This window comes from Streptomyces sp. NPDC088812 (assembly GCF_044750285.1).
In the GTDB taxonomy this organism is placed as follows: Bacteria; Actinomycetota; Actinomycetes; order Streptomycetales; family Streptomycetaceae; genus Streptomyces.
Map to the genome: position 1 here is coordinate 90,052 of NZ_JBIVJP010000020.1, position 22,449 is coordinate 112,500.

19 protein-coding genes and 3 pseudogenes are annotated in these 22,449 nt (G+C 70.0%); 10 read left to right on the forward strand and 12 right to left on the reverse strand.

Annotation, left to right across the window (positions count from 1 at the left end; translation table 11 throughout):
- Positions 1–71: 71 nt before the first annotated feature.
- The 5 genes from ACIP67_RS30710 to ACIP67_RS30730 form a co-directional block, all read right to left on the reverse strand.
- On the reverse strand, positions 72–281 hold the full coding sequence (locus ACIP67_RS30710) for a hypothetical protein (protein ID WP_401696155.1): 210 nt from the start codon (positions 279–281) through the stop codon (positions 72–74).
- Positions 282–454: 173 nt separating this feature from the next.
- Positions 455–1,597: an FAD-dependent oxidoreductase gene (locus tag ACIP67_RS30715; protein WP_401696156.1), complete on the reverse strand. Its 1,143-nt coding sequence runs from the start codon at positions 1,595–1,597 to the stop codon at positions 455–457.
- A gap of 237 nt (positions 1,598–1,834) precedes the next feature.
- The gene (locus ACIP67_RS30720; RefSeq protein ID WP_401696157.1) at positions 1,835–2,530 is read right to left on the reverse strand and encodes a TetR/AcrR family transcriptional regulator; all 696 of its coding nucleotides are present in this window, start codon (positions 2,528–2,530) and stop codon (positions 1,835–1,837) included.
- A gap of 168 nt (positions 2,531–2,698) precedes the next feature.
- Positions 2,699–4,102 (reverse strand): ATP-binding protein, encoded by a 1,404-nt coding sequence (locus ACIP67_RS30725; protein WP_401696158.1) that lies wholly within the window; start codon positions 4,100–4,102, stop codon positions 2,699–2,701.
- Positions 4,099–4,818 (reverse strand): response regulator transcription factor, encoded by a 720-nt coding sequence (locus ACIP67_RS30730; protein ID WP_401696159.1) that lies wholly within the window; start codon positions 4,816–4,818, stop codon positions 4,099–4,101. Before ACIP67_RS30730 ends, ACIP67_RS30725 begins: the two co-directional genes overlap by 4 nt.
- Before the next feature lie 465 nt (positions 4,819–5,283).
- On the opposite strand from ACIP67_RS30730, the gene ACIP67_RS30735 reads away from it, so the two are divergent.
- From ACIP67_RS30735 to ACIP67_RS30755, 5 genes are all read left to right on the forward strand, one after another.
- Positions 5,284–6,915: a subtype B tannase gene (locus tag ACIP67_RS30735; protein ID WP_401696160.1), complete on the forward strand. Its 1,632-nt coding sequence runs from the start codon at positions 5,284–5,286 to the stop codon at positions 6,913–6,915.
- Between the two features lie 205 nt (positions 6,916–7,120).
- On the forward strand, positions 7,121–8,557 hold the full coding sequence (locus ACIP67_RS30740) for a hypothetical protein (RefSeq protein ID WP_401696161.1): 1,437 nt from the start codon (positions 7,121–7,123) through the stop codon (positions 8,555–8,557).
- A gap of 175 nt (positions 8,558–8,732) precedes the next feature.
- Positions 8,733–9,281 carry a hypothetical protein gene (locus tag ACIP67_RS30745; RefSeq protein WP_401696162.1) on the forward strand — a complete coding sequence of 183 codons (549 nt, stop codon included), beginning with the start codon at positions 8,733–8,735 and terminating at the stop codon, positions 9,279–9,281.
- Positions 9,282–9,367: 86 nt separating this feature from the next.
- Positions 9,368–10,492 carry a sensor histidine kinase gene (locus ACIP67_RS30750; RefSeq protein ID WP_401696164.1) on the forward strand — a complete coding sequence of 375 codons (1,125 nt, stop codon included), beginning with the start codon at positions 9,368–9,370 and terminating at the stop codon, positions 10,490–10,492.
- Positions 10,489–11,190, forward strand: a complete 702-nt coding sequence (locus ACIP67_RS30755) for a response regulator (RefSeq protein ID WP_401696165.1) — start codon at positions 10,489–10,491, stop codon at positions 11,188–11,190. The genes ACIP67_RS30750 and ACIP67_RS30755 overlap by 4 nt, the downstream gene beginning before the upstream one ends.
- A 505-nt stretch (positions 11,191–11,695) precedes the next feature.
- Here the strand turns inward: ACIP67_RS30755 and ACIP67_RS30760 are convergent.
- Positions 11,696–12,748, reverse strand: a complete 1,053-nt coding sequence (locus ACIP67_RS30760) for a saccharopine dehydrogenase NADP-binding domain-containing protein (protein WP_401696166.1) — start codon at positions 12,746–12,748, stop codon at positions 11,696–11,698.
- Positions 12,749–12,818: 70 nt separating this feature from the next.
- A complete protein-coding gene (locus ACIP67_RS30765) occupies positions 12,819–13,751 on the reverse strand; it encodes an NADP-dependent oxidoreductase (protein ID WP_401696167.1) in 933 nt (310 codons plus the stop codon).
- 114 nt (positions 13,752–13,865) lie between these two features.
- Here ACIP67_RS30765 and ACIP67_RS30770 point away from each other — a divergent pair, with 114 nt between their 5' ends.
- The 3 genes and pseudogenes from ACIP67_RS30770 (at position 13,866) to ACIP67_RS30780 (ending at position 16,020) form a co-directional block, all read left to right on the forward strand.
- Positions 13,866–14,432 carry a TetR family transcriptional regulator gene (locus ACIP67_RS30770; protein ID WP_401696168.1) on the forward strand — a complete coding sequence of 189 codons (567 nt, stop codon included), beginning with the start codon at positions 13,866–13,868 and terminating at the stop codon, positions 14,430–14,432.
- Positions 14,433–14,506: 74 nt separating this feature from the next.
- A pseudogene (locus tag ACIP67_RS30775) lies at positions 14,507–14,661 on the forward strand (IS5/IS1182 family transposase); the annotation flags it as partial.
- Between the two features lie 279 nt (positions 14,662–14,940).
- Positions 14,941–16,020 carry a protein kinase family protein gene (locus ACIP67_RS30780; protein ID WP_401696170.1) on the forward strand — a complete coding sequence of 360 codons (1,080 nt, stop codon included), beginning with the start codon at positions 14,941–14,943 and terminating at the stop codon, positions 16,018–16,020.
- Positions 16,021–16,099: 79 nt separating this feature from the next.
- On the opposite strand, the gene ACIP67_RS30785 is transcribed toward ACIP67_RS30780, so the two are convergent.
- Positions 16,100–16,414 (reverse strand): hypothetical protein, encoded by a 315-nt coding sequence (locus ACIP67_RS30785; protein WP_401696171.1) that lies wholly within the window; start codon positions 16,412–16,414, stop codon positions 16,100–16,102.
- A 250-nt stretch (positions 16,415–16,664) separates the two neighbouring features.
- On the opposite strand from ACIP67_RS30785, the gene ACIP67_RS30790 reads away from it, so the two are divergent.
- Positions 16,665–16,820 (forward strand): hypothetical protein, encoded by a 156-nt coding sequence (locus ACIP67_RS30790; RefSeq protein ID WP_401696172.1) that lies wholly within the window; start codon positions 16,665–16,667, stop codon positions 16,818–16,820.
- Positions 16,821–16,976: 156 nt separating this feature from the next.
- Here ACIP67_RS30790 and ACIP67_RS30795 read toward each other — a convergent pair whose 3' ends face one another.
- From ACIP67_RS30795 to ACIP67_RS30810, 4 genes and pseudogenes are all read right to left on the reverse strand, one after another.
- Entirely contained in the window at positions 16,977–17,585 is a 609-nt protein-coding gene (locus tag ACIP67_RS30795) for a hypothetical protein (RefSeq protein WP_401696174.1), read from the reverse strand.
- A 266-nt stretch (positions 17,586–17,851) separates the two neighbouring features.
- Positions 17,852–18,068 (reverse strand): annotated as a pseudogene (locus ACIP67_RS30800) (glycoside hydrolase family 15 protein); the annotation flags it as partial.
- Positions 18,069–18,184: 116 nt separating this feature from the next.
- Positions 18,185–20,182 carry a ricin-type beta-trefoil lectin domain protein gene (locus ACIP67_RS30805; protein ID WP_401696176.1) on the reverse strand — a complete coding sequence of 666 codons (1,998 nt, stop codon included), beginning with the start codon at positions 20,180–20,182 and terminating at the stop codon, positions 18,185–18,187.
- Between the two features lie 141 nt (positions 20,183–20,323).
- The gene (locus ACIP67_RS30810) at positions 20,324–20,476 is read right to left on the reverse strand and encodes a hypothetical protein (RefSeq protein WP_401696177.1); all 153 of its coding nucleotides are present in this window, start codon (positions 20,474–20,476) and stop codon (positions 20,324–20,326) included.
- A 656-nt stretch (positions 20,477–21,132) separates the two neighbouring features.
- Between ACIP67_RS30810 and ACIP67_RS30815 the strand changes: the two are divergent.
- A pseudogene (locus tag ACIP67_RS30815) lies at positions 21,133–22,402 on the forward strand (IS701 family transposase).
- Positions 22,403–22,449: the final 47 nt, after the last annotated feature.

The following is a 22,449-nucleotide window of genomic DNA, read 5'->3' on the forward strand; positions in this document are numbered from 1 at the left end:
CGGCGGCCCGGCGGGACACTCCTGGTCCGCGGAATCCGTAAGACACCACCTGTCCGAGACAGGCCTTCAGGTCACGTAACGCCGTCGAGTGCGGTCGCGTCCGGCAGCTGTGCGGCGCCGGAGCGCACCTCAGGGAAGGAGGGGGCGAGGTCCGTTCCCTGGCGCGACCGGAGTACCAGGCGTTCGGCGTCCAGGGACAGCAACGCCCGCCAGCCGGCCGATTTCACCTCGGCGGCCCATCCGGACAGGAGGACGGGATCGGTCACGGGGGCGACGAGCATCGGCTCCGGCAGTGTCCACCCGGATCGGCCCGCCGGTGGAACGCAGTCCTGGGTGAGGCTCCTGCTCGTGCTCCCCGCCGTGGGATGTGGCGGGGAGGGGCGCGGATGCGGCCCGGGCGCTGTTCCGGGGCCGGAGCCGAGCGGTCGAGGCCGGGCGGCGGTCGGCTACGGTCTCACTGGCCGGCGGGTCCGGTGGTGAAGAACCCGATCATCTGCTCCAGGCCGTCCTTGCCGAACATGGTGTCCAGGCTGGCGGCGGACTCGGCGGCGGAGGCTTCACTGCGCGGGAAGAGCGCCTCTTCGTAGGCGGCCAGGGCGGCCTCGGTGTCGCCGGGGTGGGCGGCGAGGGCGAGGGCGAGTTCGGCGCCGTCGTACATGGCGAGGTTGGCGCCCTCGCCGGCGAACGGGGACATCAGGTGGGCGGCGTCGCCGAGCAGGGTGACACCGGGGACGCGGTCCCAGCGGTGTCCGACGGGCAGGGCGTGGATGCGGCGCGGGGTGATGGTCTCCGCGTCGGTGACCAGGCCGCGCAGACCCTCGTCCCAGCCGTCGAAGTGGGCGAGGACGGCGGCCTTGGCGGCGGCGTGGTCGCTGAAGTCGACCGTGTCGATCCAGCCCTCGTCGGCCTTCAGCGCGGCGTAGACGTGCAGGCTGCCGTCGGTCTCGCGGTGGGCGAGGAAGCCCCGCTCGTGCCCGAGGGCGATGAAGAAGCCGCCGCCGATGACCGCGGCGCTGCGCGGGTGACGGGTGTCGGCCTCGTACAGGTCGGTCTCCACGAAGGAGATGCCGGTGTACGCGGGCTTGGTGTCCGAGAGCAGGGGCCGGACGCGTGACCAGGCGCCGTCGGCGCCGATGAGGAGGTCGGTGGTGATGGCGGAGCCGTCGGTGAAGGTGACCTCGTGGCGGCCGTCGCCCAGTGGCCGGGCGCCGGTGACCTTGCGGCCCCAGTGGATCGTGCTCTCGGGCAGGGAGTTCAGCAGCAGGTCGCGCAGGTCGCCGCGGTCGACCTCGGGGCGGTCGCCGTCGCCGTCGTCCTCGGTGGAGACGTGGACGGTGCCGTCGGGGCCGAGCAGGCGCATCGCCTGGCCGCCCTCGTGGACGATCTTGAGGAAGCCGTCGTGCAGACCGGCGGCGTGCAGGGCCTGCTGCCCGTTCTCCTCGTGGATGTCGAGCATGCCGCCCTGTGTACGGGCCTCCGGGCCGGCCTCCAGGTCGAAGATCGCCGACTTGATGCCGTGGACGTGCAGGACACGGGCGGCGGTCAGACCGCCGAGGCCGCCGCCGACGATCGCGACGGGGAAGTGGGTGGTGCTCATCGTGGACCTCTTCACGGAAGGGGGACGCGGGTACGCACCGAGGAGGCGGTCGCCGCCGGTGCCGGCACCGGGCGGGACCGCACTGCGCAGTGGTGTCGCAGCGGTCCATCCGGCCACTTCGGATGGTAGCGAACATGTTCGTAGCGAACAAGTTCGTCCATGCGTTGCCACGGCCTTCCCCGGTCGGGCGTGCTGAGCGCGCCGGACCGGGAGGGACCTGGAAGGACGTTGAAGGGCTCAGTCCGCCCGGCGGGGCACCGGGGTGCCCGTGATGCCGTTGACGAGGACGTCGAAGCTCCAGCGCATCCGGTCCCGGACCGTGCCGCCGATCAGGTCCGGCATGTGCGCGGTGATCGCCGGGTGCGTGGTCTCGTCGACGGCGTGCAGCGCGCGCACGGTGGCGTTCCAGTCGTCCTCGGAGGTGGGGTCGTGCTCGTGCGTCGACTGCTCCGCTGCGGTGGCCGTGGCGTCCTGGAGCAGCTTGTCCACGCCCCAGGCGACCTGGGCGCGGGGGGCGTCGCTGCGCGCGAGCAGGTCGAGGATGCGTTCGACCAGCCGCAGGTAGTTCTCGCCGCTCGGCCTGGCCACGAGCGCGGACCGGGCGAGCTGCGGGTGCTCGAACAGCACCAGGGTGTACGACGTCATGACGGCGCGGAGCTGATCGCGCCAGTCGTCACCGCCGTCACCGCCGCTCAGGTCCACCTCACCCAGCAGCGCGTCCAGGACGGCCGCGTGCAGCTCGGCGGTGTTGGCGACGTAGACGTACAGGGAGGCCGGCCCGGTGTCCAGCTCCTGCGCCAAGCGGCGCATCGTGACCTTCTCCAGCCCTTCGGCCCGCATGATCCGCACGGCCGTGTCCACGATCCAGCGCCGGGACAGGGCGGGCTTCGCCGGACGCTCCCGCCGGCTGACCGGCTCTCTTCTCGCACTCATACGTCGATCGTAACGAACACGTTCGACGTGTGACTGGTAGGCGTGAAGGACGGGTACCTCGCCCGGACGGTCGCGCGCCTTCAGGCCAGAATCTCCGGGCAGGGGTGAGTCGCAGCAGGCAGGCGGCGTTGCGGTCGAGGATCGCCGCTCACCACCGGCTCGACGGCTTCACCCGTCCCAGCGCACCAACCGTGACCCGTGCACGCTGAACCCGACCTCGGCGCCGCCGCCCGGCCGGGTACGGGCGAAGACCGTGCCGCCGTGCGACTCGGCGACGTCCCGCACGATCGCGAGGCCCAGGCCGGAGCCGGGCAGGCCCCGGGCGGCATCGGTTCGGTGGAACCGGTTGAAGACCTGCCGGGCGTCGGCCTCGGATATGCCGGGGCCGCGATCGGAGACGGTGACGGTGCCGTTGCGGACACGCACCCGGATGGGCTCCCCTCCCTCGCCGCCCTCGGGGTCGAACTTGGCGGCGTTCTCCAGCAGATTGCCCACCGCCCGTTCAAGCCCGTGCGGACGGCCGTGCACCGTGGAGTCGTCGGTGTCGACGTGGACCAGGCGGTGGGTGCGCCGGTGCACACGTCGGGCCGCTCGCCGGGCCACCGCGGCCAGCTCCACGGGCTCCTCGTGCTCCTCACGGTCCCGGGCCAGTGCCAGTTCGACCAGTTCCTCGACCAGTCCGCTGAGTTCGCGGGTCTCGCCCTCCACGTCGTCGAGCAGCCGCTCACGGGCGTCGGCGGACAGATGGTCGGCGTGGTTGAGCACGGTGGCGTTGGTACGCAGGCTGGTCAGTGGAGTCCGAAGGTCGTGCGCGGTGTCCTGGACCAGCCGCTCGTGCGCCTCGCGTGCGGCGACCAGCCGGGTGAGCATCGTGCCGAACGACGCGGAGAGCCGGCCCACCTCGTCGCGCCCGCCTTCCAGGGAGGTCCCGGAAAGCCTGCCGGCGGCACTGATCTCCTCGGTGAGCCGGGTCAGACGGCGCAGGCGCGCGGTGACTCCCCGGGCGAGCAGAAAGCCCAGCCCCGCGGCGAGCAGCGTCACCGCCAGACCCTGCGCGGCGATCTCCCTGGCCATGCCGCCCAGCGAGTAATACGTCCGATCGATCGGAACGGCCACTTGGAGGGCGCCGTGCTTCCCGCCCAGCGCGGTGGTCAGTTCGCGGTAGATGACGCCGTCCACGTCGACCTCGGATGTGACGTAGTCGCCCTTCTCGCCGGAAGCGGCCAGAGCGTGCGCGGTATCGGACACCGGTAGCGCTGTCGCGGGGCCGGCCAGCCGGGTGGAGGTGCCGTCGGCCGAGACCGCCCGCATGACCATCTGCCACGACGACATGTTCTCCGGCCCCGGAAGATCTTGCCCGGCATACAGGTCGGCAGTGCGCGAGGTCGCCTCGACGGCGGCCACCGTCGCTTCCCGGTCGGCTGCCAGGGCGACGGTCCGGGTCCGCATCGCCCGGTCCACCTCCGCCAGCAGGCGGTCGGAGGCGGAGTCGTAGCTCAGCATGCCGACCAGTCCGGCCACCACGGCGCTCAGTGCCGCGCAGACCAGGGCGAAACGCGTCCGCAGGCTCACGGTCGCCGCACCACGTATCCCACGCCCCGCACCGTGTGGATCAAGGAGGGCGCCCCCGCGTCGCTCAGCTTGCGGCGCAGGTATCCGACGTAGGTCGCCAGGTTCTTGGGGTCCACCACGGCGCCGTTGCCCCAGACGTCCCGGTAGACGGTCCTGTGGTCCAGCACGATCCCCTCGTTGCGCACCAGCATGGCCAGCAGGTCGAATTCCGTCCGGGACAGACGCAGCTCGGCCGTCGCCCACCATGCGCGCCGGGCGGCGACGCTGATCCGCAGCGATCCGGTCCGGGTCCGCAGGAGGTCACAGCCCGGGTCCGGGACCGGCGCCGCGTCCGGTCCGCCCGTGTTCCACGCGGTGCGACGCAGCAGCGCCCGCAGCCGGGCGAGCAGCTCGTACACCTCGAAGGGCTTGGGCAGGTAGTCGTCGGCACCGGCGTTCAGACCGGCGATCCGGTCCGGAGGATCCGCCCGCGCGGTGAGCATCAGCACGGGGGTGCTGTCACCGTCCGCGCGCAGCACACGGCACACCCCCATGCCGTCGACATGGGGCATCGTCACGTCGACGATCAGAGCGCTGAACGACTCCCGGCGCGCCCGGGCCAGTGTCTCCACCCCGTCCGCGGCGGTGACGACGTCGTACCCGTCCAGTTCCAGCGCCCGCTCCAAGGACTCACGGACCGCCCGATCATCGTCGCAGACCAGAACACGATTCATCACGGCCGCATCATGACGCACCATTCTGTGCTTCTTACCTGACTCCGGACTCCCTCCTCCCTCAGCCCGAGGTGACTCCGTCAGCATGGGCGGGCATCCCCTCAGCGTCCTCAGGAGCGCCATGCCGGTTGTCAGGGGCGTTGGCCCGCCTCCGTCCGTCCCCGCGGCCCCGCCGCCACGTCCGCGACCCCCGTGGCGATGCGGCCGGTACCGGCGGCGACGCGGCACGTCGGGGGCGGGCGCAGCGCACACCGTCCGGCCCGTGGCGGCTTCCGGTGGCCTCCCGGCCACGCACCGCAGGCGGGGCCACTGTCACCGTGCCCCGGTCCGGCCGGTGCCCTCCCGCACGGGAACGGGCGGAACCCGGCCTCTCATGCCTTCACGGCGCGCAGGGCCGCCGCCGTGGGGCGGTTCTCTCTCACGTCATACACCGGTGGCCTCGGCTGCCGTGAAAAGGAGCGACATTCAATGAAGCACAGGGCAGTGAAGCGCAGGTCCGTGGTGCTGGGCATCGGCGCGACGGCGGGAGTCGCGGCGGTCGGCGGGATCGCCCTGTCGGCACAGGCGTCGGGGGACAGGAGCACGCAGGCCTCGGACGCTCTGCGGTTCGACCCGGACGCCTACACCGAGAAGACGATCACCATCACCACGGCCGACGGCACGTCGAAGGAGGTGGTCTACCACTTCTGGAAGCCCCTCACCTACGTGACCAGCCCCGTGGACACCGACCACCAGAGCCTGGTCGTGAGCGTGCCGGTGAAGATCGACGGCAAGGCGGTGGACGCCTCGGACGCTCCCATGGTGTTCGCCAACGAGGTCGGCGGTTACTTCCCGGCGACGGTGAAGGACGCCACCGGCGTGGGCGAGGCCACGATGGAGATGTCCGGGGTGACGCTGCCCTCCGCCGGTGCCTCCGGCCAGCCCGGCCCCTCGTCCTCGGCATCGGCCGGGAGCGGGGACGACGGCGCCGCCAACGACATGACCGACGCCACCGGCGGCCGGGTCAGTCTGCCGAAGCTGGCCCTGGCGGCCGGTTACGTCGTGGTGGAGCCGGGCTGCCGGGGCCGCACCCTGACCGACTCCAGCGGCACCTACTACGGCACGGCGCCGGCCGCCATCGTCGACCTCAAGGCCGCAGTGCGGTACGTGAGGTTCAACAAGGGTCGCATCCCGGGCAACACCGAGCGGATCGTGTCCACCGGCACCAGCGCGGGTGGCGCGCTGTCCGCGCTGCTCGGCGCGTCCGGCGACAGCCCGCTCTACGACACGTACCTCGAGGAGGCGGGTGCCGCCGACACCAGCGACGCGATCTTCGCGAGCGCCGACTGGTGCCCCATCACGGATCTGGAGCACGCCGACGGCGCCTACGAGTACTGCTGGGGCACCAGCGCCACCCAGACCACGGGCAAGACCGTGGACCAGACCGTGTCCAAGGAGCTCGAGGCGCTCTTCGCCGAGCACCAGGCGTCCCTGAAGCTGCGCGGCGCGGACGGGTTCGGCCCGCTCACCGGACGCAACTACGACCGGTACCTCCTCGAGACGTACCTGCAGCCGGCGGCCACGACCTACCTGAATTCACTGTCGGACTCCGCGCGCACCGCCTACCTGGCGAAGAACACGTTCATCACCTGGGAGAACGACCGGGCGACCTTCACCTGGGCCGACTACGTCAAGCACGTGGGCGCCCGCAAGAAGGACGCCCCGGCCTTCGACGCCTTCGACCTGTCCGCCGGCGAGAACAACGAGTTCGGCAAGGACACCACCAAGGCCCGTCACTTCACCGCGTACGGTCTCACGCACGACACCACCGGCCTCAGCGCCAAGCGTCTCGACAGCGACATCGCCGAGAAGCTGAACCTGATGAACCCGATGTACCACATCGGCGAGAAGAACCCCGGCCGCGCACGCCACTGGTGGATCCGCGTCGGCACCAACGACACCGACAGCTCGCCGGTGATCGTCGGCAACCTCGCCGCCGCCCTCGACAACCTCGGCGACGACGTCGACTCCCTCATGTACTGGGACCAGGGCCACGGCTCCAACACCGACGCGGGTGACTTCATCACCTGGGTCGCCAAGATCAGCGGCCGCCAGAAGTAACCCTCCCGGGGCGTGGCGTCCTGGCCGGCCGTGCGACGGCCGGGACGCCGCTCGCGCGACACTGGGCGGCCCCGCAGCCCCGGGTCCGGCAGCGGTCCTCGGCAACGCCTTCGTCCCCTCGGCAACGCCTTCGTCCCCTCGGCTTTCGACACAACCCCTCCGCCCCTCCCCATCTGCCAAGCCATGACCACAAGGAGATCCCACTGTGAAGCGCAGGAGCATGCTCGCCGGACTCGCCGCGGCGGCCGCCGTCCCCGCCGTCGGAGGATGTTCGGCCGGCTCGGCCAAAGCCTCGGCGTCCGATGGCAGTGCCGCTGCCGGCTCCGGACACATCGTCGCAGCCACCGCCATCACGGAGGTCTTCGGAAACGGCCAGAGGCTCACCGCGGTGGCCCTGGAGTACGACGCGGAGATCGACCGGTCGGACCTGTCGCTGTCCACGTACAAGGTCACCGACAGGACGGTGACCAACGTCTACGCCAACACCGCGCCGGCGAAGGCGGGGCACGGGACGAACGGCAAGTACGTCGTCGTCGAACTGTCACCTGCCGACGAGGCGGCCGCGGTGTACACGGACTCCTTCTCGTCCTCGCAGAAGACCTCGGCGTCGGGGTCCGCGTCCGGCGGCCCGTCGGGGCCTCCCGCGTCCGGCGGCCCCTCGGGACCGCCACCGTCCGGGGCGGCGTCCGGTAAGCGAGGCGGCGGGAACATGTCCTCGGGCGCGACGCTGAAGAAGGCCTCGGCCGAGGTCACCCAGATCGCCTCGGTGACGACGACGGGCGGCAAGAACTACGCGAGCGGCGCGGTGGTCACGACGAGCAAGGTGGACAACCTCGTCGTGGACGACTTCCGCCAGCTGACCTACGAGGACTCCGCCACGGGCAAGTCCCTGAAGTACAACCTGTTCGTGCCGAAGAACTATGACAGCGCGAAGTCGTACCCGATGGTGCTGTTCATGCACGACGCGGGCACGGTCAGCTCGAATCCGCTCATCACCCTGACCCAGGGTCTCGGGGCGGTGATCTGGGCGAGCCCCGCCGAGCAGGCCAAGCACGAGTGCTTCGTCCTCGCCCCGCAGTTCACGGGCGAGGACGAGGGCAGCGACGGCGACACCACCTACCTGAAGACCATCAAGGGCCTGGTCGACGCGGTGTCCGGCGAGTACAGCATCGACACCGACCGGCTGTACACCACAGGTCAGTCCGGTGGTGCGATGACGTCCATCGCTCTCGACTTCACCTACCCCGACCTCTTCGCCGCCTCGTTCCTGGTGGCCGGCCAGTGGGAGGACCTCGACGCCGTCAAGCCGCTCGCCCGGCAGAAGATCTGGGCCGTCGTCTCGCAGGGCGACGAGACCGCCTACCCCGGCATGACCGGCGTGATGGACACCATCGCGAAGCAGGGCACGGAGGTCAGCCGCGCCGTATGGAACGGCCAGCTCACGCCGGCCGGTTTCGCGCCCTACGCCGCGCGGATGCGAGCGAAGAACACCCCGGTCAACTTCGTGGCCCTGAAGAAGGGCACGGTGGTCTGGCCCGGGCTGGAGGAGAGCTCCGTCGACAACCACATCTGCACCTGGCGCGCCGCCTACACCATCGAGGGCATCCGGGACTGGCTCTTCGAGCAGAGCAGGAGTTCCTGACTCAGTCACTTCGGCCGGGACGGGCGGTGAGCAGGGGCTCGGCGATGTCAATGGCGTGTCGGACGGCAGCGCCGACACCCTTCGCGCCTTCGTGGGCGATGGCCCTGCTCAGCATCACCCGTAGTTCCCCCCGTGGGTCCAGGTGCGTACGGGCCCGTGCCAGCAGGCTTGAGGCATGACAACGACTGACTGGATCACCGACATCGCCCTCCTCCTCGTCGTCTTCCGGCAGCTGAGGGAAGGCCGTCTCGACGCCAAGTCGTACGTGATCCCCCTGGGAATCGTGGCCTTCGTCGCGCGCAGCTACCTGCACACCGTGCCCACGGCCGGCAACGACCTGGTGCTGATCGGCGCGCTCGTCGCCGTCGGCGCGGCCCTCGGCGTCGCGGGCGGCGTCTACACCCGTATACGCAGGAGCGGCACGGATCTCTTCATCAAGGCGGGCGCGGTCTCCGCGACCCTGTGGGTGCTGGGCATGGGGGCGCGGATGGGCTTCCAGCTGTGGGTCGACCACGGCGGCGCGGACGACGTGGCCCGCTTCAGCCTGGTCCACCAGATCACCACGGAGGACGCGTGGGTGGCCGCGTTCGTGCTGATGGCACTCACCGAGGTGGTCACACGGCTGGGGACCATATTCCTCCGCGGCCGCATGGTCACCCGGGAGCAGCGGCAGCCGGCCGTGGACGGACGGCGCGCGGCGGTCGCCGCGGACCGGACTGTCTGAACCCGGGTTATCGTCGCGCGGTGTCCGCTTCCGACAATCTCCCCGCTCCCGGGCCGGCCCCCTCACAGGGTCCCGGCCCTCGGGTCGTGCTCCGGCACGACGCCGGCCTCCAGTGGGCCGTCACCCTGCTGATCATCAGCATCTCGGTCAGCACCGTCCGGCCGGTGGGCGTCAGCGGCCGCGGCCTGGCCGTGGTCGCCCTGCTGGTGGTCAACTCCGTCGCTCTGCTGGCCAGGCATCTGCCGCCCGACTTCCCGCGCCGGGCCGCGCTGGTCTGGATGACCGCTGGTGTCGTGGCGGCGGCCGCCCTGCTCGAGGTGAGCAACAGCGGCTCCGGTTACCTCTTCGCCTACTTCCTCGTCGGACACGCCGGCTACCGCCTCCCCCTCAAACCGGCCCTGGCGGTCGCGGCCCTGTCCAGCCTGCTGTGCGGCGTTGTCTTCTACTTCTACGCAGGCCCCGATCACCAGGTGCTCACCTGGACCTTCGGCCTCAGCACCGGCGTCCCGGTGGTGGCCGGAATCCTGGGCCGCAGCAGGCAACAGGCAGTGGAGGCGAGGCTCCAGGCCGCCGAGTCCGCCGAGCGGGCCGCGCGGGCCGAGGCGCGAACGGCCGTGCTCACCGAACGCGGCCGCATCGCCCGCGATGTGCACGATGTGCTGGCGCACTCGCTGGCCGGGATCAACATGCACCTGGAGCTGGCGGACGCCCTGATGGACACCGGCGACCTGGAGAAGGTCCGCGCGGCGCACAACAAGGCGCAGTGCCTTGTCAGGGAGAGCCTGAAGCAGGCCCAGTGGACCGTGCACGCGCTGCGCGAGGACTCCCTTCCGCTGCTCAAGAGCCTGACCGCCATGATCGAGTCGTCCGGCCACCGCGAGGTGCTCACCGTCGGCGGGGCCGTCCGGGAGCTGCCGGCACAGGTCACCCAGAACGTGCTGCGCATCGCGCAGGAGGCGCTGACCAACGCGGCCCGGCACGCTCCCGGGGCCGAGATCGCGGTGGAGCTGACGTTCGACGCCGACTCGACCGGCCTCGCCGTCCGCAACGGGCCTGCGACCGGTGAGGCGACCGCGGGTGTCGGCAGCGGCATGGGACTGATAGGAATGCGCGAACGCGTCGCCCTGCTGGGCGGCACCCTCACCGCGGGTCCGCTCACCGACGGACCGGACCGGGGCGGCTGGCAGGTGGAGGCAGTGATCCCAGGATGACGACGAACGAACCGACCCAGGAGCCGCGGAACCCGCAGGACCCGCAGGCCGAGCGCCCGCTGAAGGTGATCGTCGCCGACGACCAGGCCGCCGTCCGCGAGCCCTTGGCCGCGGTGCTCGACATGACCGAGGACATCGACGTCGTGGCCACCGCCGGGGACGGTACCGAGGTGCTCGCCGCCGCCGTGGCCGCCGCACCGGTCGACGTCGTCCTGATGGACCTGCGCATGCCGGTGATGGACGGTACCGAGGCCACCCGCCGGCTGAGCGAGGAACACCCGGGAACGGCCGTGGTCGTGCTGACCACCTTCGCTGACGACGACTCGATCCTGGCCGCCCTGAGCGCCGGCGCCCGCGGCTATCTGACGAAGAACGCGGGGCGCCGGGACATCGTCCGCGCGATCCGGGCCGCCGCCGCGGGACAGTCCGTACTCGACCACGAGGTGCAGAACCGTCTCCTGGCCACCGTCCGCACGCGCCTGCCGGCCGGCGCGCAGCCGCTCCCCCCGGACCTCACCCGCCGCGAACGCGAGGTGCTCACCCATATCGGCCAGGGCCTTCCCAACCGGGCCATCGCCGAGAAACTCTTCATCAGCGAGGCCACGGTCAAGACCCACATCAACAACCTGTTCGCCAAAGCCGGCATCCAGGACCGCGCCGACGCCGTCCGCCGCGCCATTGCGGCCGGCCTGGCATGACCCGGGCCCCGGTTCGGGCGGTCAGGCCGGCCGTGCGTTGAGCCGGTGGCCGGCCGCCGGACGAGGCGGCGGCGTGTTCGTCCGAGCGTCCTCGCCGGGAACCGGCCGAGCGCCGCCACCAGCAGCCGCGCCGACAGTACCGAGCGTCGGTCGGTCGGACCGCCGATGAGGCCCACGCAGACCAACCGCACCGGACTCCGAACACTCCCGCTCGCACTGCTGGGCGCGAGCCGGCCCCGTCTCGTCGAACAGGGCTCGCAGGTCCGGGCATGCTGACCGCCGACCGGAAGAAGACGGGGTCCGAAGGCGGACGTCAGACAGCTGCCTCGTCGGCCTCCACCTGCGCGCCTCGACGATCTGGATCGGCGACCTCACCAGGACCACTCACTCATCACGTCTCGATTCGTGGTGTCGGCGTACACATGAACGTTCACCTGTACGCCGACAAGTGGTCAGCTGCGGCAGCCACCGACAGGTCGGCGTGTCGGGCCGGATCGGACGCGTGTCATCGCGGGTCGGGCTGGGGCAGCAGGTATTCGGCGCCGCACGATTCGGCGAGGGCAGGGCCGAAGAGGGCGGCCGGGGTGTCTGCGCCGGGCCGGCCTTCACCGGCCAGCAGCCGCCGGGCGATCTCCGCGGTCACTGCTCCGGTGTACTCCTGTGCGTCGCCCAGGCGCAGCCAGCCCTCTCGGGTCTCGCCGTCCGCCCAGGTGACGACGGCGTGCCCCCAGGAGTACTCGCGCGGCCGTTCCTTCGCCTTGACGCGTACCCGTGCGAGGCGGCGTGTGGTGGACGACCGCAGCCGCTCCCACCGCATGAGCGTGCTCACGGCTGGCATCATCGCTCGGATCACGGGCGAGGACGGTGCCTCGCTGGACGCCGAGAGGACATGGCGGGCGCCGCTCGCCCGGTGAGCCGCGAGAAGTTCGCCCAACGGCATGTTCGCCGTGGTCACCTGAGATCCGTCCGGCAGGGTGAGATGCTCCGCATCGCTGAAGATCCGGGCGGGCGCCAGATGACCATCAGTGATCTGACGGCCTGCGAGGCCGCCCAGGAGGGTGCCGATCAAGGCTTCACCAGCAGTGCCTTCCTCCATCGCTGCCGAGGGCACCATGTCGACCCGGACCCGAAGCGGTGCGGGACGGCCCTCGCACAGCTTCACCACGACGCTCTCGGTGGCGGTCACGCCGAACCCGGCGCCGGTGACCACCGTGTGACCCGCCCGAGTGGCCGCGTCGTGCATCTCGAATGCGGCGGAGAGCGCCGCGACATCGTTCGCCAGGTCGATGTAATGGCTGCCGACGGCACGGCAGGCGTCGACGATCTCAGGGGCCGTTGCGGTGAACGGCCCAACCGTGTTGATGACCACGCTGGGGCGTTGCTGCCGGATTTCCGAGGCGGTGGTGGCAAGGGAAGGAGCCAGCAGTGTTTCGCTGCCGGTCTGCTCCGATGCGGCGTGCAGGCGGTGCGCGTCCCGGCCGACGAGGACGGCCGTCAGGCCGCGCCGGGCGAGCTGTGCCGCGATGGTACGGCCGCTGCGCCCGGTGCCGCCGAGCACCCAGATCTGTTCACTCATTCGAAGAGCTCCTGTAGTGGGGGTGAAGCCGAGGGCCGGCCAGAGGTGGGCGTCAGTCGGTCGTGATGACGAGCTTGCCGCCCTTGGGTGTCCCATCGCGCTCGAGTTCGGTGAGCGCCTCGATGGCCTCCGTGAGCGGCACCGTGCGGGCGATCGGCACCCGCAGGGTGCCCTGTCCAGCGGCGCGCGCGACCTCCTCGAGATCTTCTGGCGCGGCCTGGGCGACCAGGAGGTGGAAGGGGCCTGGCAGAGCGGCCTTCACGAACGTCGCAGGCGTGGGGTGGAGGCCGACGATGCGCCCGCCTGGCTTGAGCAGCCGCTTCGCCTCTTTGCCGGACAGCGTGTGGGCGGTGTCGAGGACGATGCCGAATCGGCCGCTGAGCGCCTCCGGGTCGAAGCCGAACTCGACGATCGGGTCGATGCCGAGGTCGCGGGCGTCCTGCGCGGCGGTGGCGCGGCAACTGCCTCCCACCGAGGCGCCGCGCGCCAAGGCGATCTGAGCGGCGGCTCGGCCGACTCCGCCGAGGCAGCCGTTGATGAACACGGTGTGCCCAGGCTGTAGCTTGCCCTTCTTGGTCAGGGCCTGGAAGGCGGTGAGCCCGACGGTCGGAAGGGCGGCGGCCTCCTCGAAGGAGAGATTGGCAGGCTTTTTCACGACTGCCTTCTCATCGGCGACGACCATGTCGCCGAAGGCCCCCGACGCCTTGATCGATGCTCCGCCGAGCACTTCGTCACCGACACCGAGTCGCGTGATGCCCGGTCCGACCGCCTCGACGACGCCTGCGAAGTCATGGCCCAGCCCGCGGGGGAAGGCCCGCCCGGTCGCCATCTTCAGGGCGCCGTTGCGCAGCCCCCAGTCCATCGGATTGGCTGCCGCGGCCCGCACGCGGACCAGGACCTGACCGCTACCGGGCCGGGCCGGCTCGAACTCCTCGAGTCGCATGACTTCGGGACCGCCGTACTGGTGGTACTGGATCCGCTTCATGACTGCCTCCCAAGTGATGTCATCTAGTGACATCACTCTAGCACTCGTGATGTCACTAGATGACATCACGCGGGCGATGGCATGTCACCGGATGACCTCACCTACACTCGTGGCATGGGACGGTGGGAGCCTGGGGCTGAGAAGCGACTTCGTGAGGCCGCGCTGGAACTGTTCATGGAACGCGGCTTCGAGCAGACGACGGTGGTCGACATAGCCCAGCGTGCCGGCGTCACCGCCCGCACCTTCTTCCGCTACTTCGCCGACAAGCGCGAGGTGCTTTTCGACGGCTCGGCCGACCTGGCGAAGCAAGTGCAGGACGTCGTGGAAACGATGCCGCCCACGGCATCGGCCCTGGACGTCGTCGCTGCCGTGCTCGACGCGGTGGCCCAGCTCGCGGGCGACGACCGTGACCGCGCACGGGCACGCCAGGCGGTCATCACGGCCAACACCGATCTCCGTGAACGCGAGCTGATCAAGCAGGCGGCCCTGACAGCCGCGCTGACCGACGCCCTGCGGCAGCGAGGTATCGGCAACATCGAGGCCAGCCTGGCCGCCGAGACCGGCAGCGCCGTGTTCCGCGTCGCCTTCGACCAATGGGGCGACGCCACCGAGAACCGCGACTTGCGGGACGTCATCCGCGAGACCCTGACCCGCCTTCGGATCCTCGCCGCCGCTGAATAGCCCCGCACCCCGGGCGAGTTCCGCCGCGCATCGACGTCGGTCAATTCCTGCCCGGGGCGCCCGAAGGGCACAATCGCCAGCTCGCGCCACTGTTCGGGGTCTCGCTGGCCACGGTGTGCAGGGTCGTCCAGCGGCACGGCCCCTGCTCGCGCTCGAGGCTGCCCCCCGTCCTGTCGATGCCGCGGACCGGCTGTGGATCGTGGACGGCAGGCTTGTCCTGGCCCGCGACGTACGGTGGGTGGCACGTACCAGCCCGATCTGTCAGAACGGTGGTTGTCCCAGTCCTCCTTGTCGCCGCTTCGCGCCTTGCCGGCATCGAGGTGGTCCAGGCGGCCGTCCCGGGCCGGCCGTGGTCGGAGTACAGAGTGCAAAGTGCCGGCTTCGAGCGGCCGCTGTCCGGCACCCCCTGCGCCTCCTGCGTCCGTGCCCGCGCCGAGGACCCGGCGGATAGGCTCGGCGCGTCCGTGAGATCACCGAAGCCCTGGTTCCGGGCAAGGAGGAGTCGTCGATGCACCACCCGGACCCGCGGTATGCCGCGCGGCTCGCCACGTATGGGACCGTGGCCACGCGCCTGTCCCTGCTGAGCGACCGTCGGCTCGGCGAGGTCGTGGCCGCCGCAGTCCCGCTCGGTTCCGGCATCGGCGGCAGATCGGCGGAGCTGGACATCGACGGCACGCGGGTCTTCGTCAAGCGGGTCCCCCTGACGGACACCGAGTTACGGCCGGAGAACGCGCGGTCGACAGCGAACGTCTTCGGACTGCCGATGTTCTACCAGTACGGGGTGGGCTCGGCCGGGTTCGGAGCCTGGCGAGAGCTGGCCGTGCACGTCATGACCACCAACTGGGTCCTCGGAAACGAGTACGAGGGCTTTCCGCTGATGTACCACTGGCGCATCCTGCCCGACTCCCCTCCGGAAGGGTTCGCCGACGCATTCGGGGGCATCGACGGGGCGGTCGTGCACTGGGAGGGCTCACCTGCCGTACGTGAGCGTCTGGAGGCTATCGGCCGGTCTTCGTCCAGCCTGGTGCTCTTCTTGGAGCATGTCCCGCAGACACTCGGCGACTGGCTGCACGACCACCGGAACGCCGAGCCGGAGGGCGGGGACGGCTCTCCGTACCGGTGGGTGGAGGAGGCCCTGGCGCGAGGGACCGCCTTCATGAGCTCGCACGGACTCGTCCACTTCGACGCCCACTTCGCCAATGTCCTGACCGACGGTCGGCTGCTGTACTTCGCGGATTTCGGACTCGCCCTGAGCTCCGGCTTCGAACTGTCAGCGGCCGAGACGAAGTTCCTCTCCGGTCATCTAGCGTATGACCGCTGCTACACCGTGAGCCATCTGCTCCGCCACCACCTGCCCGAGGGGCTGCGCGGCGGTATGGAACACGAGGCGTTCCTGCTCAAGTGGATCGTTGGCCGGCAGCCCGACGACGTCCCGCGCGAGATCGCCGCGATCATCGACCGGCATGCCCGAGCCGCCGCGGTCATGGGCGAGTTCACCCGCCGTCTGCTCACCGAGAGCAAGCAGACGCCGTTTCCGACCGCAGAGATCGGACGGGCCTGGAGCACTCAGGCCGCGGCGCCCCACTGAGGCCAGATGACCGTGACGTGCGTCGTGACCTGTGTGGCCGCCTCGACGTCGCTGAGCCGGCGCAGCAGGACCATGGCGCTCACTCCTGTCCCACCAGCGGATGGGACAGCCGTACGCCTGTGGCTCGCGAGTCGAGGTGGCCTGGTTCCCGTCGGCCGTCCCGAAACCGGGGTGGGATCTGCTGCGGTCGACTGATGTAGACGTAGTGCGCCCGGCCGGGGCAGTGGAGTGCCTCGTACCAGAAGAGGCACCACATCACCGCGGACAGGTCGTAGTGGAGGGCATCGGTGCCGGTAGTGAAGGAGCCCTTCCACGTCGGTGCTCCGCCCCGCTGGATGATGACCTCTCCCGTCACCTCGCGGGGCGGCTTGCCGAGGTACAGCCAGGGCGCCACGCTGCACCGCACAGCATCGCGTACGGCAGATGTCCGGCGTGCCGCTTGAAGCGGCCGATGTCGGTGAGGCCGTTGCCGAGCGTGCTCTGCGATGCACGACGGGCGGCTGAACGACGGCGTCATCAGCCGGATGGTGCGGCTCGGCATGAAGCTGGGGGCGCGAATGCGGTTCCTGTCTCATGTCCACTGCGCCTCGGTGGCCCTGCGTCTCCGCGCACCGTCGGGCGGAGCCAGCCGATGGTGCCGGGGGATGGCGGACCGACAGCGCACCCCGCGCGCTATGGCGACTTGGCGCAACCTCGAGGTCGGCGCCCTGCGGCTGAACGGCGCGAAGAACATCGCCTCCGGCCGTCGCCGCAATGCGCGTGACGCCCGCCGACTCCTCACGCTCCTCGGCCTCGCCTGAGCACGAAGTGGACGTCACTCGACTACGCCGAAGCCTGAGGGCTGTCGCAGAATAGCTTCAGGCTTTGATCGGGGTCAGGCGGGCTGTCTCACGAGGTCATCGAGTGGAACGGCGCTTCGGCGTTCTCTCAGGCCGAGAACGAGAGGTAACGCCGCCTCAGATGGTCGGGGTGTCGTCAACAACCGGCCGGTGAATCTCAACGACCGGCTTCCACCCCGCGGAGAACTCGATGAAGTCCGCACGGGTGGGGTAGGTGTCGATCGCGCGACGGTCACGCTTGGGGCTGTCGCCGGCTTTGCGTCCCCGGGGAATCTGCTCCTCGAAGATGTCGACCTTGACGTCGGGAACCTCTTTGAGGCCCTGGCGCCAGATCTGCACGATGTCGGCACCGAACGCCTGCCGGGCCGCAGCGTAAAGGGCCGTGAGGGCCCCCTTGTCCCCACCAGGGACGAAAAGTGCCAGGTCCAGCACGACACCGGCGGACTGGAGGACCTCGATGGTCACCGAGCCGTTCTCGTCGGCCAAGTAGATTCCGGCTTCATTCTCGTCGCCGGGAAGGCAGGAGACCTCTTCCTGGAATACGGTCCTCGCCGTGATCGAGCCGCCCTCGAAATTCTCACCGGACTTGGTCAGAAACGCAGGGACATAACAGTCGGGAAGCTTGAGTTCTGCCGTGTCGGCGGAAACGAAGATCCTGTCCTTCACGCCGAGCTTCGTCACCTCTTCCAGCGAGAGGCGGCGAGCGGCGATCTTCTCCGTGTTCACGATTTCCCTTTCAGGTTGCACTGTCCCTCCGAACAAGAACGCTACCACGAAACCCTGAGGTCAACTGCCCAGTAATCCTTGAGCAAATGGCCTCCGATGACCCTTACGGGAGGATGCCGAAGCGAGTGCCACTCGGTCGGGAACGTGCATCCGCCAGGTAGTGTCCCTCGTCATGGTGTGGGGGATCAACTGACGGTTGCATTTCGGTGCTTTGGGTAACGCGGAGGAACTAAAAGAGGGTTTACGGTGGATATCGCCCATATCGCGCGGATCCCACTCCTCGGCGAGGAGCCCGACGTCATTGCGCAGGGCGAGCAGCTTTTCGAGAAGTCGGCGGGCCTCGTCGACACGGTCGATCGTCGCCAGGGCGTCGGCGAGCCGGAACGAGCACGCGAGGAAGGTGCCTTCGTCGCCCTTCAGGCCGTCCACGCCGGCGTCTTCACCGGCCGTCGGGTAGCGCAGGATGAGGCAGTCCGGGGTGGACGGGTCCCACTCCGCGGCTTCCTCGGGAAGCGCATACGCGGGGCCGCCACCCAGCCACGCTACGCGGTGCAGTTGTCCGGGGCGCGTGACAGGCGGCGTCACGCGCCCGGGCCGGCTCAGGCCGCGGTCCACCTCTGGTTGCTCTGACCCGTGCAGCTCCACAGGATGAGCTGGGTGCCGTTGGCGGTCGCCGTGTTCGAGGCGTCCAGGCACAGGCCGGAGAGGTCGTTGGTGACGGTGCCGTCGGAGTGCACCGTCCACTTCTGGTTGGTGCCGCCCGTGCAGTTCCAGATGATCACGCGGGTGCCGTTGGCGGTGCCGCTCTTCTCGGCGTCGAGGCACTTGTTGCCGTAGACGGCGAGTTCACCGCGCGAGGTGTGGGTGAAGGTCTGGTTCTGCCCGCCCGTGCAGTCCCACAGTTGTGCCTGGGTGGCGTCGGTGAGGGTGTTCTTGTCGATGTCCACGCAGCGCCGCGAGGCGGAGCCGACGAGGGCGGTGCCGTCGGTGCCGGGTATGTTCCGGACCGCGACGGCGTCGATGTCGGGCGCTGTGGTGCCCGGGACGGGGGCGAAGCGGATGGTGTTCGCGCCGTTGCCGAGGTGGGCCAGTACGGAGACGGTCCGGTAGGTGGTCGCCGAACCGGTGGGCGGGAAGGACACGACGTAGGAGTACTGGCCGTTCACCTGGACGGTGGCCTTGCGGGCGGTGCTGCCCGCGTTGGCGTAGGTGATGTCCACGAGCTTGGTGCCGGCGGCCGGGGCGGTCACGCCGGTGAAGACCGGGGTGGTGGCCGTGGTGGTGTCCTCGTACGTCGTCCCGACGGCCTCGGTGCCCGAGACGGTCAGCAGGACCGCGTCGCCGGCGGGGACGGTCGTCGTGTACCCGGTGCCGAAGGAGCCGGAGTCGGTTCCGGCCCAGACGTCGCGGACGGAGGCGGTGGCGCTGGTGAGGCCGAGATCGGCCCAGCGGACGGTCATGGGCGCGGACGAGGAGGTGCGGTTGAGCAGGAGCACCGCGCGCTTGCCGGTGCCGGTGAGGACCTTGGAGTACACCTGTTGACCGGTGACGTCCTCGGCCACCTCGACGCCCTGGAGGCCCCGCGGGTCCTGGTCGATGGCGATCATCTCCGGGTTGGTGAGGATGTCCCGGGTGGCGGTGCTCATCGTGGCGAGGTTGTTGCCGGCCAGCAGGGGAGCGCCGGAGATGGCCCACAGGCTCATGTGCAGCCGGTTCTCGGCTGCGCCGAGGCCGTTCATCCCGGTCATCAGCATGTCCGGGTCGTTGTAGTAGCCGGTGTGCTGGGCGGCCGGGTGCAGGCCCTGGTCGACGTTGTAGAGCATCTTCGCGGTCGTGGCGGTCTGGCCCCAGTAGATGATGTCGGTGCTGGTGCGCCAGAGGTCGCCGTAGCCGGTTGCCCAGTTCCACGGCAGTCCGCTGCCCCATTCGCAGAAGGACAGTGTGAGCTCGCGCCCGGTGGCGGCGGTCGCCGCCTCGTTGGCGGCGGTGATCGCCTTGTAGGTGGTCTCCTGGTCCAGGCCCTCGACTCTGCCCCCGCACCAGTCGATCTTGACGTAGTCGAAGCCCCAGCGCTGGAAGGTCTCCAGGTCCTGCTGGTAGTGGCCCTCCATGCCGGTGTTGGGGGCGGCAGGGCGGGTGGTGGGGTAGTAGTAGCCGCAGCCGTTCTTGCCCGCGTCGGTGTAGATGCCGGCCTTGAGGCCCTTGCTGTGGATGTAGTCGGCGACGGCTTCCATGCCGCCCGGCCACAGGTTCTCGTCGACGGTGATGCTGCCGTCGGCGTTGCGGTCGCCCTGCCACCAGCCGTCGTCGAGGTGGACGTACTGGTACCCGGCCGCGGCCATGCCGGAGGAGACCATGGCGTCGGTCTGCTGCTTGATGACGGCGAGGTCGATGCTGCTGGCCATGCTGTTCCAGGACGCCCAGCCCATGGGCGGCGGGGTCACGTCGGCCTGGGTGGTGCTGAGTGCGACCGGCTCGGCAGCCGTCGGTGCCTGCGGTTCATGATGCAGCGAGGCCAAGCCGGCCAGACCGAGTGTCAGAGCCAGGACGCGCGCGCTGATACTCACGGCCCCTCTCCGTGTGCGGGTGGTTGGCATGGGTGTCTCCCGTGTTCGGTCAGTGCCCGCGGGCGGGAGGACTGAGGAGTTACGGGCCCGGCGGTGACTCCGGGGGAGTGGGACGAAAGCCGTGTCGCGGGCGAAGGCGGTGAACCGGACTCGGGCGGGTGCGTTGCCGGACTAGTGGTGGGCGCGCCCGGCCAGGGTGGTGCCGCCCGGGAGCGTCTGTTTCAGGACGGTGGCCATGGTGGTGATCCGCTCCGGCAGTCGGCGGCCCAGTCCGAGCGGGGGCGTTGACCCGCCCGGGACGGCGAGCGGGGGAAATGCGCGCACGTACGTCTCCTCGCGGTCGGAGCGGGGGATCCGGACACGAAAGCGCGGCATGTGGGTCGGTGAACGGATTCGGCGGAAACAGGAAGGGTGATTGGCTATTTCCCGTCCCGCGTGTTCGGTATTTCGAAAGTTGTCCGGGAGTGACGCCGGAACAATAGAGGGCGCTTGATGCGGCGTCAATGTCGTTGACCCCGAAACGTGATGAGAACATGGGGGAGGCCGTGCCCGGACCGGCCGACCCCTCCGGCGTCTCCATTCCAGCTGGTCGGCTACCCGGTGAGAAGAATGCGCTACGAAAAATGAAATCCGACGAGGAAACGACGGCCACCTGGGGAATTTCGATGGGGTGTGTCGTCACTTCCGTCCGGTGCCCTCGAGGGCGGCCTGCAAAGGTGCACGCGTTGGTCCAGTGCACTGCCGTGCGAGCGGAGCTGTTCCGGGAGGGGGAAGGAGAACGAATGCGGTGCCGCTCCCGGCCACCGCACCTGCTGCCCACCGTCGCCTACGGCCTAGTACTCCAGTGTGACTTCGCGATCTTGGGTCGGACCCGTGTGAGAACTGGAACGGCCACCGCGTGATCATCAAGGGTTGTGTGGACTCATGACGATCGTGCGGTGGCCGCAGGTCACAGCATAGACGGCGCCCGATGGCGGGTGATGTTCGAGCAGGCCATGGCCCGGATCGCGGGCCGGTTCAGCCGAGTTGAACCCCGGGCTACCGCCCGCGCCTACCTGCTCGGACTGCTGTCGCGTGCCGAGCGGAAGAACTGCTGGCAGCTGGCCGAACAGGCAGGCCATGCGCGGCCGGGCCCGATGCAGCGGCTGCTGCGCTGCGCCCGCTGGGACGCCGACGCCGTCCGCGACGACATCCGCGCCTACGCCGTCGAACACCTCGGCGCCCAGGGCGCGGTGCTGATCGTGGACGAGACCGGCTTCGTGAAGAAGGGCCGGGCTTCGGCGGGCGTGCAGCGCCAGTACACCGGCACTGCCGGGCGCGCATCGAGAACTCCCAGGTCGGCGTCTTCCTCGCCTACGCCACCAGCCGAGGACGGACACTGATCGACCGCCGGCTCTACCTGCCCGAACAGTCCTGGTGCTCCGATCCCGGACGCCGCCAGGCGGCCGGGATACCCGAGACTGTGCAGTTCCAGACCAAACCCCGCCTGGCCTGGGAGATGATCGCCACCGCGCTGGACGCCGGGGTGGAGGCACCGTGGGTGACCGGCGACGAAGCCTACGGGCAGGACCCTCAGCTTCGTGCCGCCCTGGAGTCACGCGGGACCGGCTACGTGATGGCCGTCGCCTGCTCCACCCGGGTACGGATCAACTCAGGCCGCACCACCATGCGCGCGGACACCGTCGCCGAACGCCTGCCCGCCAGCGCCTGGCAGCGGCACAGCGCAGGCAACGGCGCGAAGGGCCCGCGCTACTACGACTGGGCCTGGATCCACATCGGCACCGACGGACACCGCCACCTGCTCGTCCGCCGCAACCGCACCAGTGGTGAACTGGCCTTCTACCTGTGCTGGTCACCTGCCACGGTCACCCTTGCGGAACTCGTCCGGGTCGCCGGCGTCCGCTGGAGCGTCGAGGAGTGCTTCCAGGCCGCCAAGGGCCAGGTCGGACTCGATCACTACCAGGTCCGCAACTGGACCTCGTGGCACCGCCACATCACGCTCGCCATGCTCGCCCTGGCCTTCCTGACCGCCCTCGCAGTCGACGCAGCGCCCGACCGGCCCATCGATCCCCACCACCCCGCCCGCGGCAGCGACCCGATCCCGCTGACCGTCCCCGAGATCCGCCGCCTACTCGTCGTCGCGCTCATCCCACAGGCCGTGACAGCGGCCAGGCTCCTGCACTGGTCTGCCTGGCGCCGACGCCACCAAGCAACAGCCCGCCGCAGCCACTACCGACAACGGTCAGCTGACCAACTCACTGGATAGATCACGAAACCGCACTGGAGTACTAGCGCGT

Coding starts and splice junctions, on each gene's coding strand:
- ACIP67_RS30780 (WP_401696170.1), top strand. CDS start 14,941: ATGCACCACCCGGACCCGCGGTATGCCGCGCGGCTCGCCACGTATGGG.
- ACIP67_RS30765 (WP_401696167.1), bottom strand. CDS start 13,751: ATGAAGCGGATCCAGTACCACCAGTACGGCGGTCCCGAAGTCATGCGA.
- ACIP67_RS30745 (WP_401696162.1), top strand. CDS start 8,733: ATGACAACGACTGACTGGATCACCGACATCGCCCTCCTCCTCGTCGTC.
- ACIP67_RS30790 (WP_401696172.1), top strand. CDS start 16,665: ATGGCGGACCGACAGCGCACCCCGCGCGCTATGGCGACTTGGCGCAAC.
- ACIP67_RS30710 (WP_401696155.1), bottom strand. CDS start 281: ATGCTCGTCGCCCCCGTGACCGATCCCGTCCTCCTGTCCGGATGGGCC.
- ACIP67_RS30735 (WP_401696160.1), top strand. CDS start 5,284: ATGAAGCACAGGGCAGTGAAGCGCAGGTCCGTGGTGCTGGGCATCGGC.
- ACIP67_RS30715 (WP_401696156.1), bottom strand. CDS start 1,597: ATGAGCACCACCCACTTCCCCGTCGCGATCGTCGGCGGCGGCCTCGGC.
- ACIP67_RS30755 (WP_401696165.1), top strand. CDS start 10,489: ATGACGACGAACGAACCGACCCAGGAGCCGCGGAACCCGCAGGACCCG.
- ACIP67_RS30770 (WP_401696168.1), top strand. CDS start 13,866: ATGGGACGGTGGGAGCCTGGGGCTGAGAAGCGACTTCGTGAGGCCGCG.
- ACIP67_RS30805 (WP_401696176.1), bottom strand. CDS start 20,182: ATGCCAACCACCCGCACACGGAGAGGGGCCGTGAGTATCAGCGCGCGC.
- ACIP67_RS30720 (WP_401696157.1), bottom strand. CDS start 2,530: ATGAGTGCGAGAAGAGAGCCGGTCAGCCGGCGGGAGCGTCCGGCGAAG.